Origin of the sequence: Burkholderia sp. BCC1988 (assembly GCF_905339895.1) — a bacterium.
In the GTDB taxonomy this organism is placed as follows: Bacteria; Pseudomonadota; Gammaproteobacteria; order Burkholderiales; family Burkholderiaceae; genus Burkholderia.
This window is the reverse complement of the sequence record NZ_CAJPHA010000006.1, coordinates 47,201-62,273: the sequence shown is the minus strand read 5'-3', so window position 1 is coordinate 62,273 and position 15,073 is coordinate 47,201. Positions and strand designations below refer to the sequence as shown.

The 15,073-nt window shown below is 66.9% G+C and carries 12 protein-coding genes; 6 read left to right on the top strand and 6 right to left on the bottom strand.

From position 1 onward, the window contains the following. Positions 1-46 precede the first annotated feature (46 nt). Positions 47-736, bottom strand: coding sequence for an outer membrane lipoprotein chaperone LolA (gene lolA, locus U4012_RS10230; protein ID WP_044846204.1), 690 nt, complete (start codon positions 734-736; stop codon positions 47-49). A 46-nt stretch (positions 737-782) separates the two neighbouring features. Further along, positions 783-3,092, bottom strand: a complete 2,310-nt coding sequence (locus U4012_RS10225; RefSeq protein WP_044846205.1) for a DNA translocase FtsK — start codon at positions 3,090-3,092, stop codon at positions 783-785. A 420-nt stretch (positions 3,093-3,512) separates the two neighbouring features. Here U4012_RS10225 and trxB point away from each other — a divergent pair, with 420 nt between their 5' ends. The 3 genes from trxB (at position 3,513) to U4012_RS10210 (ending at position 6,001) form a co-directional block, all read left to right on the top strand. After that, positions 3,513-4,475 carry a thioredoxin-disulfide reductase gene (trxB, locus tag U4012_RS10220; RefSeq protein ID WP_044846206.1) on the top strand — a complete coding sequence of 321 codons (963 nt, stop codon included), beginning with the start codon at positions 3,513-3,515 and terminating at the stop codon, positions 4,473-4,475. A 136-nt stretch (positions 4,476-4,611) separates the two neighbouring features. Further along, the gene (locus U4012_RS10215; protein ID WP_257768098.1) at positions 4,612-5,391 is read left to right on the top strand and encodes a Smr/MutS family protein; all 780 of its coding nucleotides are present in this window, start codon (positions 4,612-4,614) and stop codon (positions 5,389-5,391) included. Beyond that, entirely contained in the window at positions 5,378-6,001 is a 624-nt protein-coding gene (locus tag U4012_RS10210) for a trimeric intracellular cation channel family protein (RefSeq protein WP_044846208.1), read from the top strand. Before U4012_RS10215 ends, U4012_RS10210 begins: the two co-directional genes overlap by 14 nt. 88 nt (positions 6,002-6,089) lie before the next feature. Here U4012_RS10210 and U4012_RS10205 read toward each other — a convergent pair whose 3' ends face one another. The 4 genes from U4012_RS10205 to U4012_RS10190 all read right to left on the bottom strand — a co-directional run bounded on the left by U4012_RS10205 (position 6,090) and on the right by U4012_RS10190 (position 10,490). Further along, a complete protein-coding gene (locus U4012_RS10205; RefSeq protein WP_124521644.1) occupies positions 6,090-7,208 on the bottom strand; it encodes an ABC transporter ATP-binding protein in 1,119 nt (372 codons plus the stop codon). A gap of 110 nt (positions 7,209-7,318) precedes the next feature. Beyond that, complete coding sequence (locus tag U4012_RS10200; protein ID WP_044846210.1) at positions 7,319-8,176, bottom strand: carbohydrate ABC transporter permease; 858 nt, start codon at positions 8,174-8,176, stop codon at positions 7,319-7,321. Next, on the bottom strand, positions 8,166-9,104 hold the full coding sequence (locus U4012_RS10195) for a carbohydrate ABC transporter permease (protein ID WP_044846211.1): 939 nt from the start codon (positions 9,102-9,104) through the stop codon (positions 8,166-8,168). The genes U4012_RS10200 and U4012_RS10195 overlap by 11 nt, the downstream gene beginning before the upstream one ends. A gap of 138 nt (positions 9,105-9,242) precedes the next feature. Then, the gene (locus U4012_RS10190; RefSeq protein ID WP_321798229.1) at positions 9,243-10,490 is read right to left on the bottom strand and encodes an ABC transporter substrate-binding protein; all 1,248 of its coding nucleotides are present in this window, start codon (positions 10,488-10,490) and stop codon (positions 9,243-9,245) included. A gap of 432 nt (positions 10,491-10,922) precedes the next feature. Between U4012_RS10190 and zwf the strand changes: the two genes are divergently transcribed. The 3 genes from zwf to U4012_RS10175 all read left to right on the top strand — a co-directional run bounded on the left by zwf (position 10,923) and on the right by U4012_RS10175 (position 15,065). Beyond that, positions 10,923-12,392 carry a glucose-6-phosphate dehydrogenase gene (zwf, locus tag U4012_RS10185; RefSeq protein WP_124487777.1) on the top strand — a complete coding sequence of 490 codons (1,470 nt, stop codon included), beginning with the start codon at positions 10,923-10,925 and terminating at the stop codon, positions 12,390-12,392. Between the two features lie 86 nt (positions 12,393-12,478). Then, on the top strand, positions 12,479-13,159 hold the full coding sequence (gene pgl / locus U4012_RS10180) for a 6-phosphogluconolactonase (protein ID WP_321798226.1): 681 nt from the start codon (positions 12,479-12,481) through the stop codon (positions 13,157-13,159). Continuing rightward, positions 13,137-15,065, top strand: a complete 1,929-nt coding sequence (locus tag U4012_RS10175; protein ID WP_124487775.1) for a bifunctional transcriptional regulator/glucokinase — start codon at positions 13,137-13,139, stop codon at positions 15,063-15,065. The genes pgl and U4012_RS10175 overlap by 23 nt, the downstream gene beginning before the upstream one ends. The last annotated feature ends 8 nt before the right edge of the window (positions 15,066-15,073 follow it).

Sequence of the window (15,073 nt, the reverse complement as noted above, 5' to 3'; positions counted from 1 at the left end):
CTGCCGTCGCCGGCAGGCCCGTGTCGGGAAAACGGCGTGGTGCCGGTCAGCCGTTGATCACGTCCGCGCCCTTCGGCACGACGAACTTGAACGTATCGCTCTTCAGCGGCGGGTTCGTCTGGATGTTCGTGAACGTGAGCAGCGTGACGTTGCCGAATACGTCGTGCAATTCCATCGCGGCGAGCGTGCCGTTGCGGAAGCCGATGCCGATCCGCTGGAATTGCGTGTCCTGCGCCTTCGGCAGCATCTCGAGCCACTCGATGCCGCCCTTCTCGCCGGCATCGCGCAGCGTGTAGTTCTTGTCGAGATCGTTGCTGCCGAACAGGATCGCGGCCGGGCTCGCGCCCAGCGCGCCGTTCAGCTTGCGTTCGGTGACCTGGTTCAGGTCGCGGTCGTACACGTAGAGCTTGTCGCCGTCGGCCTGCAGCACCTGCTGGTACGGCTTCTGGTACGTCCAGATGAACTTGCCGGGACGCGAGAACACGAACGTGCCGCTCGAATTGTCGTTCGGCTTCGGCGCGGCCTGCACGGCGCTCGCGCCCTTGGCCGGTGCCTTGACGATCTGCTGCGTGAAATCGCCTTTCGCCGAGCGCACCTGCGACACGAAGGCCTTCAGCTGCTCGGTGCCGCCCGCGAACGCGTGCGTCGCCGCGAGCATCAGCGATGCGCCGGCGAGCGCCGCGCCGAGCCAGCGCCGCGTCGAACGAAGGGACACTGCGAACGAATGTTGCTGCATATTGCGGTTTTCTCCCTGGGTGGCCGGCGCTGCGGGCGCCGCGGACTCATTCCGCGTCGCGCGCCGGCACAAGAATTTCGCGGTTGCCGCTCGACGACATCGCCGACACGAGCCCCGATTGTTCCATCTGTTCGAGCAGCCGCGCCGCACGGTTGTAGCCGATCCGCAGATGGCGCTGCACGAGCGAAATCGACGCGCGGCGGTTCTTGATGACGATCTCGACCGCTTGGTCGTACAGCGGATCAGACTCCTCGCCGCCTTCGCCGGTTCCCGCGCCGGCCGAGCCCTCGTCGCCGTCGGCCGTGCCGCCTTCGAGCAGCCCCTCGACGTAGTTCGGCTCGCCCTGCTCCTTGAGCTTCTCGACGACGCGATGCACTTCGTCGTCGGCGACGAATGCGCCGTGCACACGCACCGGCAGCCCGGTGCCCGGCGGCAGGTACAGCATGTCGCCCATCCCGAGCAGCGACTCGGCGCCCATCTGGTCGAGAATCGTGCGCGAGTCGATCTTCGACGACACCTGGAACGCGATCCGCGTCGGCACGTTCGCCTTGATCAGGCCGGTAATCACGTCGACGGACGGACGCTGCGTCGCGAGGATCAGGTGGATGCCGGCCGCGCGCGCCTTCTGCGCGATCCGCGCGATCAGTTCCTCGACCTTCTTGCCGACGACCATCATCAGGTCGGCCAGCTCGTCGATCACGACGACGATGTTCGGCAGGCGGCCGAGCGGTTCAGGATCGTCCGGCGTCAGGCTGAACGGATTCGGAATCTTTTCCTCACGCTTCGCCGCGTCGTCGATCTTGTTGTTGTAGCCCGCGAGGTTGCGCACGCCGAGCTTGCTCATCAGCTTGTAGCGGCGCTCCATCTCCGCGACCGTCCAGTTCAGCGCATGGCCGGCCTGGCGCATGTCGGTGACGACCGGGCACAGCAGGTGCGGAATGCCTTCGTAGACGCTCATTTCGAGCATCTTCGGATCGATCAGGATCAGGCGCACCTGCTCGGCGGTGGCCTTGTACAGCAGCGACAGGATCATCGCGTTGATCCCGACCGACTTGCCCGAACCGGTCGTGCCGGCCACCAGCAGGTGCGGCATCTTCGCGAGGTCCGCGCATACCGGCTTGCCGCCGATGTCCTTGCCGAGGCTCAGCGTCAGCGCCGACGACGCGGCCGCATAGACTTCCGAGCCGATGATCTCGGACAGGTGGACCGTCTGGCGGCGCTGGTTCGGCAGCTCGAGCGCCATGTAGTTCTTGCCGGGGATCGTCTCGACCACGCGGATCGACACGAGCGAAAGCGAACGCGCGAGATCCTTCGCGAGGTTGACGATCTGGCTGCCCTTCACGCCGGTGGCCGGCTCGATCTCGTAGCGCGTGACGACCGGGCCCGGATACGCGGCGACGACGCTCGCCTCCACGCCGAAGTCCTTCAGCTTCTTCTCGATCAGGCGCGACGTGAATTCGAGCGTATCGGCGGAAATCGCTTCCTGCGTCTTCGGCGCGGGATCGAGCAGCGACACCGGCGGCAGCGTCGAATCGCCCGGCAGGTCGGTGAAGAGCGGCACCTGGCGCTCGCGCTCGACGCGCTCGGACTTCGCCGGCGTGACGACCGGCGGCACGATCGTCACGGGTTCGTGATCCTCGATGCGCACACGCTCCTCTTCGACCTTGCCTTCGCGGCGCACGGCCGCGGCCTCGCCGAGCTTGCGGTCGCGCTCGGCCTCGCGGCGCAGCTTAGCGACGTTGACGGCGGACAGGATCGCCCCGCCCACGCGCTCGGCGACCGACAGCCACGAGAAGCGGAAATACAGCGACAGGCCGATCGCGAGCAGGATCAGCAGCAGCAGCGTGCCGCCGGTGAAGCCGAACGCGTGCGACATCGCACCCGCCACGGCCTCGCCGATCACGCCGCCCGGTGCGCGCGGCAGCTGCACCTTCAGCGACCACATGCGCAGCGCCTCGATGCCGTCGCACGCGAGCACGACGAGCACGAACGCCAGGATCTCGGTGAGCCAGCCGATCGGCCGCTCGGGTTCGTCGGCGACCGCCTCGTGGCGCGTGATGCGCCGGTAGTTGACCGCGATGCGCCGCCCGAGCGGCACGATCAGCCAGTAGGCCGACAGGCCGAACAGCAGCAGGATGATGTCGGCCGTCCACGCGCCGACGCGGCCGGCCCAGTTCGAGATGTGGTCCACCTGCGCGGCGTGCGTCCAGCTCGGATCGCGCCGGCTGTAGCTCAACAGGGCCATCACCAGAAAAGCGCAGAGCGCGACCTGGAGAATCCAGCGGATCTCCGTGAGGAGCTTCGACATCCGGTGCGGCAACGCCTGTGCCTGGGCGGAATAAGGAGCTTTTGCCATGAATCCGTATAAAGAGGACGGGCCGCGCGCCCGCCTGTCGTTCGATCGCGCTTATTGTAAACGCTGCACCGGGGCGCCAAGTGTAAATGACGGTTACATAAGAGGGTCGGGGCGGCCGAAGCCGATACCCGCGCATGCGATCCGGCCGCCGGTCGGCCCGTGACGCCGGGCCGCGGCAATGCGCCGCCACTGGCGGCAGCCGCCCGCGCCCCACCCCGACCAGCCCGCCCAACCTGCCCCGCGGCTGCGGGCGCCCCACCGAGAAACGCTATCGCCACGATTGAAACTCTCGTTCGGCAGCGCAGCAACGGGGCCTTTATAATGCGCGTCTGATACCCATCTACGACGGCATCCCGGTCAACCCAGACCGTCCGGCGAGCCTTACCCCGCCCGCCGCGGCCGCCCTTTACGGATTCGCACATGTCCACGCCCAAACACGCCAAAGTCCTGATTCTCGGTTCCGGCCCCGCCGGCTACACGGCTGCCGTCTATGCGGCTCGCGCCAACCTGTCCCCGGTGCTGATCACCGGCATCGCGCAGGGCGGCCAGCTGATGACCACGACCGACGTCGAAAACTGGCCGGCGGACGCGAAGGGTGTGCAAGGCCCGGAACTGATGGCGCGCTTCCTCGAGCACGCCGAGCGTTTCAACACCGAAATCGTCTTCGACCACATCCACACCGCGAAACTGCACGAAAAGCCGATCCGGCTGATCGGCGATTCGGGTGAATACACGTGCGACTCGCTGATCATCGCGACCGGCGCATCCGCACAGTATCTCGGCCTGCCGTCCGAAGAATTGTTCATGGGCAAGGGCGTGTCGGCCTGCGCGACCTGCGACGGCTTCTTCTACCGCAACCAGGAAGTCGCGGTGATCGGCGGCGGCAACACGGCGGTCGAGGAAGCGCTCTACCTGACGGGCATCGCGAAGAAGGTCACGGTGATCCACCGCCGCGACAAGTTCCGCGCCGAGCCGATCCTGATCGACCGCCTGCTGGAGAAGGAAAAGGAAGGCGTCGTCGACATCAAGTGGGATCACGTGCTCGACGAAGTGACGGGCGAGGATTCGGGCGTCACGGGCCTGCGCATCAAGAACGTGAAGACCGGCGAGAAGCAGGACCTCACCGTGCAGGGCGTGTTCGTCGCGATCGGCCACAAGCCGAATACCGACCTGTTCCAGGGCCAGCTCGAGATGAAGGACGGCTACATCCTGACGAAGAGCGGCCTGCAGGGCAACGCGACGTCGACGAGCGTGCCGGGCGTGTTCGCCGCCGGCGATGTGCAGGACAACGTGTACCGCCAGGCGATCACGAGCGCCGGCACGGGCTGCATGGCCGCGCTCGACGCGCAGCGCTACCTCGAAAGCCTGCACGACAAGAAGTAAGCGTCGAGCCTTCGCGCGCCGGGCGCTACAATGGCGTCCGCTGCCGCGAAGCGGGCTTGACCGGAAAGCCGCTGCCGTCGCGCAGCGGCTTTTTTTGTGCCCGCGCGCCCGAACGCGCCTGCCCGGTTACCGAATCATGGCGAAGAACCAGCCCCATCCGAGCGATCCCGCGAAGCGGAAGATCGCCGCCCGTCCCGCGAACCCCGCGCCGGCCGCCCCGCCGCCCGCGCCCGATCCGGCCGCATTGCGCGGCCAGGGCCTCGCGGGCCTCGGCGCGTTGCGCAAGGCGCTGCAAGGCGAAGCCGATCGCCGCGACCGCGAGCGCATCGAAACCGCGAAGGCCGAACGCAAGGCCGAAGCCGACGCGAACCTGTTCCGCAACGAAATCGGCGCGATCCAGCCGCTGAACGCGCCGCCGCGCGCGAAATCCGGCCGTACGCCGCCCGACCCGGTGCCGAAGCAGACGCAGCGCGACGAGGAAGCCGTGCTGAACGCGACGCTGTCCGACGAATTCGATCCCGAGACGCTGCTCGACAGCGACGAATCGCTGTACTACCACCGCCCCGGCATCAGTCGCGACGTCGTGCGCAAGCTGAGGAGCGGCGCGTGGATCGTGCAGGCGCAGATCGACCTGCACGGGATGCGGCGCGACGAGGCGCGCGATGCGCTCGCCGAATTCATCCGCGAAGCCGGCAAGAAGGGGCTGCGCTGCCTGCGCGTGATCCATGGCAAGGGGCTCGGCTCGATCGGCAAGGAACCCGTGCTGAAAGGCAAGGTGCGCGCGTGGCTCGTGCAGAAGGAAGAAGTGATCGCGTTCTGCGAGGCGCGCAGCCACGACGGCGGCGCGGGCGCGGTGCTCGTGCTGCTGCAGCCGCTCGCGGCGCCCGCCGATCGGGGGCCGCGTGCCGCATCCTAGGCTGACGCTCGCGATCGCGGTACTGGAGGCGATCGCGACGCTGGCGTTCGCAATCTCGGGCTTCATCGAGGCGCGCAAGAACCGTCTCGACTCGGTCGGCACGTTCGTCGTCGCACTCGCCACCGCATTCGGCGGCGGCACGCTGCGCGACATCCTGCTCGAACGCCGCCCGTTCTACTGGGTCGTGCACGACGACTACGTGATCGCGATCTTCGTGCTCGCGCTGTTCGCGCCGTTCGTGTTGCGGATGCTGTCGCGGCTGTCGGCCGAGCGGCTGCTGCTGGTGGCCGACGCGATCGGGCTCGGCATCTTCAGCATCTCGGGCACCGCGATCGCGCTCGATGCCGAGATGCCGCGCTTCATCGCGGTGATGATGGGCGTGATCACGGGCGTGGTCGGCGGGATCATCCGCGACGTGCTGTGCAACGACATCCCGCTGATCCTGCGCGATTCGCGGCCGTACGCGACCTGCGCGTTCGTCGGTTGCTGGTTCTACCTGCTGCTCGCATGGCTGCAGTTCGACTCGGTGTACAGCGTACTGCTCGCGACCGGCTTCATCCTCGTCGCGCGGCTCGCGACGTTCAAGTTCGACGTGCGGTTGCCGCACTGATCGCCGCCGCGACACCAGACGCACCGCCAGAAACAAAAGGGGCCGCTCCTTCGAGACGGCCCCTTCTTCATTCAGCGCAACCGCGGCCTCACGCGATCCGCTCTTCCGACGCCGGATCGAACAGCACCGCCTTCGACACGTCGAACAGCAGCGACTGCGTCTGCCCCGGCTGCGGGTTCGCGGCCGGATGCACGCGGCTCACGATCCGCTTGCCGTTGACCTGCGCGAACACGTGCGTGTCCGGCCCGGTCGGCTCGGTCACGTCGACGCGCACGTCGATCGGCTGCAGCTTCGACGCCTCGCCGTGGTGCGCATTGCGCGCGTCGGTGATGCGCTCCGGACGCAGGCCGAGGATCACCTCGCGGCCCACGTGGCCGTTCATCCGCTTCGCGTCGAACGGCAGGTTCAGCGCGCTGCGCGCGAGGCCCGTATCGATCTCGAGCGCGACCCCGCTGCCCTGCTCGACCAGGCGGCCGTTGATGAAGTTCATCGGCGGCGCGCCGATGAAGCCCGCGACGAACAGGTTCGACGGCGAATCGTAGATTTCCTGCGGCGCGCCGAACTGCTGGACCACGCCGTCCTTCATCACCGCGATCCGGTCGCCGAGCGTCATCGCCTCGATCTGGTCGTGCGTCACGTAGACGATCGTCGTGCCGAGGCGCTGGTGCAGCAGCTTGATTTCCGCGCGCATCTCGATGCGCAGCTTCGCGTCGAGGTTCGACAGCGGCTCGTCGAACAGGAACAGCGACGGATCGCGCGCCAGTGCACGGCCCATCGCGACGCGCTGGCGCTGGCCGCCCGACAGCTGGCCCGGCTTGCGGTCGAGCAGGTGCTGGATCTGCAGCATCGCCGACACGCGCTCGACGATCTGCTGCTGCTCGCTCTTCGGCACCTTGCGGATGTTCAGGCCGAACGAGATGTTCTCGCGCACCGTCATCGACGGGTACAGCGCGTACGACTGGAACACCATCGCGATGTCGCGATCCTTCGGCGACAGGTCGTTGACGACCTTGCCGTCGATGCAGATCTCGCCGCTCGTCACGGTCTCGAGACCGGCGATCATGTTGAGCAGCGTCGACTTCCCGCAGCCCGAGCCGCCGACCAGGATCAGGAACTGTCCGTCCTCGATCTCGATGTCGACACCCTTCAGGACCGGCACCCCGTTCGGGTAGGTCTTGTACACGTCACGGATGGAAAGGCTTGCCATGCTGTGAATCCTCTGTCTCGTCTCGCGCGGCGCCACGGCGCCGCGTCGGGTTCGTTTCGATGCGCCGCGCGTCGTGCGCGGCCGGTTCGTCGTATCGGATGAAGCCGCGCTTACCCCTTCACCGCGCCCGCCGTCAGCCCGCGCACGAAGTAGCGGCCGGCGACCACGTAGACGAGCAGCGTCGGCAGCGCGGCGATGATCGCGCCGGCCATGTCGACGTTGTATTCCTTCACGCCCGTCGACGTGTTGACGAGGTTGTTCAGCGCAACCGTGATCGGCATCGAGTCGACGCCGGAGAACACGATCCCGAACAGGAAGTCGTTCCAGATCTGCGTGAATTGCCAGATCAGGCACACCATGAAGATCGGCAGCGACACCGGCAGCAGGATCTTCGTGAAGATCGTGAAGAAACCCGCGCCGTCGATGCGCGCGGCCTTCACGAGCTCGGCCGGCACGCTCACGTAGAAGTTGCGGAAGAACATCGTCGTGAAGGCGATGCCGTACACGACGTGCACGAACACCAGGCCCGGAATCGTGTTGGCGAGGCCAAGCATCCCCTGCAGGCGCGCCATCGGCAGCAGGATCACCTGGAACGGGATGAAGCAGCCGACCAGCATCATCGTGAACAGCGCATCCGCGCCGCGAAAGCGCCAGTGCGTGAGCACGTAGCCGTTGAACGCGCCGATCAGCGACGAGATCAGCACGGCCGGAATCACCATCTGCAGCGAGTTCAGGAAGAACGGCTTCATGCCGTCGCAGCGCACGCCGGTACACGCGCCGCTCCACGCCTTCACCCACGGATCGAAGGTCCAGTGCGTCGGCGGCGTCAACAGGTTGCCGGTGCGCAGCTGGTCGAGGTCCTTGAAGGAGGTCGACAGCATCACATAGATCGGGAACAGGAAATACAGCGCGAACAGGATCAGCGCCGCATAGATCACTGCCCGGCTGATCGTCACTTTAGGCTGCATTGCGGGTGCTCCTCGATTCCATATACATCAGCGGCACCAGCACCGCGACCACGGTCGCGAGCATCATCACCGACGACGCCGCGCCGAGCCCGAGCTGGCCGCGGTTGAACGAAAACGTGTACATGAACATGGCCGGCAGCGACGACGACGTGCCGGGGCCGCCGGCCGTCAGCGCGACGACCAGGTCGAAGGTCTTGATCGTGATGTGGCAGAGGATCAGCAGCACCGAGAAGAACACCGGGCGCATGCTCGGGATCACGATCTTGCGGTAGATGGTCGGCAGCGTCGCGCCGTCGACCTGCGCGGCCTTGAAGATCTCGCCGTCGACGCCGCGCAACCCGGCGAGGAACAGCGCCATCACGAAGCCGGTCGACTGCCACACGGCGGCGATCACGATACAGAAGATCGCCTTGTCCGGATCGTCGAGCCAGCCGAACGAGAAGCTCGTCCAGCCCCAGTCGTGCATCACCTTCTCCAGGCCGAGGCCCGGGTTCAGGATCCACTGCCATGCAGTGCCCGTGACGATGAACGACAGCGCCATCGGATACAGGAAGATCGCGCGCAGCGCGCCTTCGTTGCGGATCCGCTGGTCGAGCAGGATCGCGAGGAACAGCCCGAGCGCGACGCAGATCGCGATGAACGGAATCCCGAACCAGCCGAGGTTCGCGGCGGAGGTCCACCACACGTCGTTCTGGAACAGATCCGAATAACGGCCGAAGCCGTCGAATTCGTAGTTCGGCAACAACCGCGAATTGGTCAGCGACAGATAGCCGGTAATCAGGATGAAGCCGTAGATGAACACCACGGCGATCGCGAGGCTCGGCGCGAGCACGAGCTTCGGAATCCAGCGATCGGCGAAGGCCGACATCGGCGACGTGCGCCGTGCGGCGGCAGCGCCGGATCCGTTTCCGCTAAGAGGGGCAGCCACTTGATTCGACTCCTGGAACGAGGGTGACGCAGGCCGGGCCGGCGCCGGGTACGGCACGGGCCCGCGAGCGAGCCCGTTTGCTGCACATGCAGGAACGCCCGGCCGATCCTGCGTTTCCGGCCGGGCGCCTGTCGCGCTTTACTTCACCTTCGCGGCCTTCGCGAGCGCGGCGACCGCGCTCTTCGAATCCTGCTGCGAGTTCATGAACTTCGTCACGACGTCGGTGATCGCGCCGGCCGTTGCATCGCCCTGCGCCATCCCGTGCGCGAGCGACGGCACGAAGCCGCCCGACTTGATCGCGGTCTGCTCGTCGGCATACGACTTCTTCGCGCAGTCGTCGAACTTGTCCATCTTCACGCCGAGGCGCACCGGCACCGAGCCCTTCAGCAGGCTGAACTGCTCCTGGAAGTCCGGCGTCATGATCGTCTTCGCGAGTGCGACCTGGCCCGGCGTCGCGTCCTTCTGCCCCTTCTGCTGGAAGAACACGAACGAGTCGACGTTGAACGTGTACGAATTCGCGGTGCCCGGCACCGCCGCGCAGATGTAGTCCTTGCCCGCCTTCTTGCCGGCGTTCTCGAACTCGCCCTTCGCCCAGTCGCCCATGAACTGCATGCCGGCCTTGCCGTTGATCACCATCGCGGTCGCGAGGTTCCAGTCGCGGCCGTTGCGGCCCGTGTCGAAGTAGCCCTGGATCTTGCGGACCGTGTCGAACACCGACAGCATCTGCGGCGACGTCAGCGTGGCCTGGTCGAGATCGACGAGCGCCTTCCTGTAGAACGCCGGACCCTGCGACAGCACGACGTCTTCCCACAGCGTCAGGTCCTGCCACGGCTGGCCGCCCATCGCGACCGGCTGGATGCCGGCAGCCTTCAGCTTGTCGGCCACCGCGAAGAATTCGGGCCAGGTGGTCGGCACCTTCGCCCCGACCTTGTCGAGCGCGGCCTTGTTGATATAGAGCCAGTTCACGCGGTGCACCGAGAACGGCGCGGCGACGGTGTGGCCCTTGTACTTGATGATCTTGTCGATTTCCGGCGGCAGGTTCTGCTTCCAGTCGCCGGCGGCGGAATCGATGTTGACGAGCACGCCCTGGTCGGCCCAGTCCTGGATCAGCGGGCCCTTGATCTGCGCGGCCGACGGTGCGTCGCCGCTGATCACCTTGGTCTTCAGCGCGGTCATCGCCGCGGCGCCGGCGCCGCCCGCGACCGCGAAGTCCTTCCACACGTAACCCTGCTTCTGCACGTCGTCCTTCAGCACGCCGACGGCCTTCGACTCGCCGCCCGAGGTCCACCAGTGCAGCACGGTTACGTTCTCGGCCGCCTGCGCCGCTGCGGCGCCAGCCATCAGACCCGCGGCGCAGAGCGCGCCCATGATCGAGCGAACTTTCATTACTTATCTCCTCCAGACTGAATCAACTCGTGAGGTTCCCTGACGGGGAACCGGCTTCTTGATAAACGACGGGGAAATCGAGCCGCGGGACGCATTGCAGCGTACGGGGCCGATGACCGGCCGGGCTCTTACAGAAAGCGTGAATCGAGATTCAACGGCGTGTCTCCTCTTTGTGTTTCTGGCCCGCCGCGATGCCGCGGCGCGAGCCCGGGGGCGACGATGCGCGGACGATGCGCACCGTCAATGTCCGATAACATTCGGCACAAGGCGCTCCCGAAGGCGAAGCTCGCGCAGTTCATCGACCGCGCTTCTTTTTTTCTTCGCCCAGGTGCTACCCCTTGCGGCGGATTGTAGTTAAACTACAATTCAGTGTCAAAAATATTTTTATCGCACTACGGATCGCTTCCCAGCACCCCCAATCGGCGGAGACACATGCATACCGATTCCAGCTTTACCTTCGTACTTTTCGGCGGCACCGGCGACCTGTCGATGCGCAAGATCCTGCCCGCGCTGTTCGAAGCGCACCGCGGCAACATGCTTGCGGAAAGCGGCCGGATCGTTGCCGTCGCGCGGCACGAATCGGATCGGGCCGGCTATCTCGAGTGGGTCGACACGCATGTGAAGCCGCATGCGGCGAAGGCGGCCGGCAAGGCATTCGACGAAAGCGTGTGGAAATCCTTCCTCGAGCGCATCGAATACGTGAAGCTCGACCTCGGCCGCGCGGAGGACTACGTCGTGCTGCGCGACGCGGTCGCGCAGCTGTCCGGCATCCGCGTGTTCTATCTCGCCACGGGGCCGTCGCTGTTCGTGCCGATCTGCAAGGCGCTCGCGTCGGTCGGCCTGAACGAGGGCGCGCGCATCGTGCTCGAGAAGCCGCTCGGCTACGACCTGAAATCGTCGAACGCGATCAACGACGCGGTCGGCGAAATCTTCGCGGAAGACCAGATCTACCGGATCGACCACTACCTCGGGAAGGAGCCGGTACAGAACCTGCTCGCGCTGCGCTTCGGCAATGCGCTGTTCGAGCCGCTGTGGCGCCGCGAATGGGTCGAGAGCATCCAGATCACGATCGCCGAGGAGCTCGGCGTCGAGGCGCGCGGCGATTTCTACGACAATACGGGCGCACTGCGCGACATGGTGCAGAACCACCTGCTGCAGCTGCTGTCGATCGTCGCGATGGAGCCGCCGCACTCGATGGATTCCGACGCGGTGCGCGACGAGAAGCTGCGCGTGCTGCGTGCGCTGAAGCCCATCGATCCGCGCGACATCGGCAAGGTCGCGGTGCGCGGCCAGTATCATGCGGGCGTGATCAAGGGCGCACAGGTGCCGGCCTATGCCACCGAGCCCGGCGTGAAACCCGACAGCCCGACCGAAACCTTCGTCGCGCTGAAGGTGGAGATCGAGAACTGGCGCTGGGCCGGCGTGCCGTTCTTCCTGCGCACCGGCAAGCGTCTGGCCGACCGCGTCGCGGAGATCGTCGTGAACTTCCGGCCGGTGCCGCACTCGGCGCTGGGCCCGACCGCGCTGCGCCCCGGTTCGAACCGCCTCGTGATCCGGCTGCAGCCGAACGAGACGATTCGTCTGTACTGCCTCGCGAAGCAGCCCGGCGAAGGGATGAACCTCGCGAGCGTGCACCTCGACCTCGCGTTCGACCAGTTCTTCAAGGAAGGGCAGATGGAGGCGTACCAGCGCCTGCTGCTCGACGTGATCAACGGCCGCCTCGCCCTCTTCGTGCGTCGTGACGAGCAGGAAGCCGCGTGGCGCTGGGTCGAGCCGATCCTGAACGAATGGGCACGCTCGCTGAAGCCGCCGAAGCCGTACGCGGCAGGCACGTGGGGGCCGGCCGCGGCGAGCGCGATGCTCGCGCAGCACGGCACCTGCTGGCTCGAAGAAGAAAACTGATGCAAACCGTTGTCGTGCGCGCCAGCGCGCGGCAACGTGCCCCACGATTCGCACGAATTGAACAGACAAAGCAGTCCGGAGGAGATGTGATCGAGATCCACGCTTTCGACACCCAGGAAGCGCAAAGCGAAGCGCTCGCGCGCGCCGTCGGCGATGCGCTGCGCGCCGCGCTCGCCGGCCCCGCGCGCCCGACGCTCGCGGTGTCCGGCGGCACGAGCCCGCGCCCGTTCCTGCACACGCTGTCGCACGCAGCGCTCGACTGGGCCGGCGTCGACGTCACGCTGGTCGACGACCGCTGGGTGCCGGAGAACGATGCGGCCAGCAACGCGCAGCTCGTGCGCGACACGCTGCTGCAGCACGCGGCGGCCCCTGCCCGCTTCCTGCCGCTCGTCGACACGCGCGCATCGCTCGATGCGCACGTCGCCGCGCTCAACGCCAACGCCGACTACCGCGTGCCGAACGTCGCGGTGCTCGGCATGGGCGAGGACGGCCACACGGCGTCGATCTTCGCGGACGCGCCCGAATGGGACCATGCGATCACGACGCCCGAGCGCTTCGTCGCCGTGCATCCCGGCGCCGCGCCGCATGCGCGCGTGAGCTTTTCGCTCGATGCGCTGAAGCGCGTCGACCGGCTGTTCCTGTTGATCGCGGGCAGCCGCAAGCGCGACGTCCTCGACGCCGCGGCCGCGACGCTGCAGAAGAACGCGATTTCCCAACTGGCCAACGACAAGGGGACCCAGCTCGATGTCTACTGGTGCGCAAAGTAAGGCTGTCGTCGCGGGCCAGCATGCCGACGGCCCGCGCCTGCTCGCGGACGTCGGCGGCACCAACGCGCGATTCGCGCTGGAAACCGGCCCCGGCGAGATCACGCAGATCCGCGTCTATCCCGGCGCCGACTACCCGACGCTCACCGACGCGATCCGCAAGTATCTGAAGGACGTGAAGATCAGCCGCGTGAACCACGCGGCGATCGCGATCGCGAACCCGGTCGACGGCGACCAGGTGACGATGACCAATCACGACTGGAGCTTCTCGATCGAGGCGACGCGTCGCGCGCTCGGCTTCGACACGCTGCTCGTCGTCAACGACTTCACCGCGCTCGCGATGGCGCTGCCGGGCCTGACCGATGCGCAGCGCGTGCAGATCGGCGGCGGCGCGCGCCGCCAGAACAGCGTGATCGGGCTGCTCGGGCCCGGCACCGGGCTCGGCGTGTCCGGCCTGATTCCGGCGGACGACCGCTGGATCGCGCTCGGCAGCGAAGGCGGTCACGCGTCGTTCGCGCCGCAGGACGAGCGCGAGGATCTCGTGCTGCAGTACGCGCGCAAGAAGTTTCCGCACGTGTCGTTCGAGCGCGTGTGCGCGGGGCCCGGCATCGAGATCATCTATCGTGCGCTCGCCGCGCGCGACAAGAAGCGCGTCGCCGCGACCGTCGACACGGCCGAGATCGTCGAACGCGCGCATGCGGGCGACGCGCTCGCGCTCGAGACGGTCGAATGCTTCTGCGGGATCCTCGGCGCGTTCGCGGGCAGCGTCGCGCTGACGCTCGGCGCGCTCGGCGGCGTGTACATCGGCGGCGGCGTCGCGCTGAAGCTCGGCGAACTGTTCACGCGCTCGTCGTTCCGCGCACGCTTCGAGGCGAAGGGCCGCTTCACGCAGTATCTCCAGAACATCCCGACCTACCTGATCACCGCCGAATATCCGGCGTTCCTCGGGGTATCGGCGATCCTCGCGGAGCAGCTGTCGAACCGTTCGGGCGGTGCGTCGTCGGCCGTGTTCGAGCGGATCCGCCAGATGCGCGACGCGCTGACGCCGGCCGAGCGCCGCGTCGCCGATCTCGCGCTGAACCATCCGCGCTCGATCATCAACGACCCGATCGTCGACATCGCGCGCAAGGCGGACGTGAGCCAGCCGACGGTGATCCGCTTCTGCCGCTCGCTCGGCTGCCAGGGGCTGTCGGACTTCAAGCTGAAGCTCGCGACCGGCCTCACCGGCACGATTCCGATGAGCCACAGCCAGGTCCATCTCGGCGACACGGCCACCGACTTCGGCGCGAAGGTGCTCGACAACACGGTGTCCGCGATCCTGCAGCTGCGCGAACACCTGAACTTCGAGCACGTCGAGAACGCGATCGAGATCCTGAACGGCGCGCGCCGCATCGAGTTCTACGGGCTCGGCAACTCGAACATCGTCGCGCAGGACGCGCACTACAAGTTCTTCCGCTTCGGAATCCCGACGATCGCGTACGGCGACCTGTACATGCAGGCCGCATCGGCCGCGCTGCTCGGCAAGGGCGACGTGATCGTCGCGGTGTCGAAGTCGGGGCGCGCGCCGGAGCTGCTGCGCGTGCTGGAGGTCGCGATGCAGGCCGGCGCGAAGGTGATCGCGATCACGTCGAGCAACACGCCGCTCGCGAAGCGCGCGACCGTCGCGCTCGAGACCGATCACATCGAGATGCGCGAATCGCAGCTGTCGATGATCTCGCGGATCCTGCATCTGCTGATGATCGACATCCTCGCGGTCGGCGTCGCGATCCGTCGCGCGTCGACCAACGGCGAGCTGCCGGAGGCCGTCGCGCAGGCGCGCGCGCGGGCGAGCGACGACGAAACGGCCGACGTGCTCGACTGGCTGAGCCACGGCGCGTCGCCGGCGGCGAAGGACGTCGCGCGGGATTGACGCTTCGG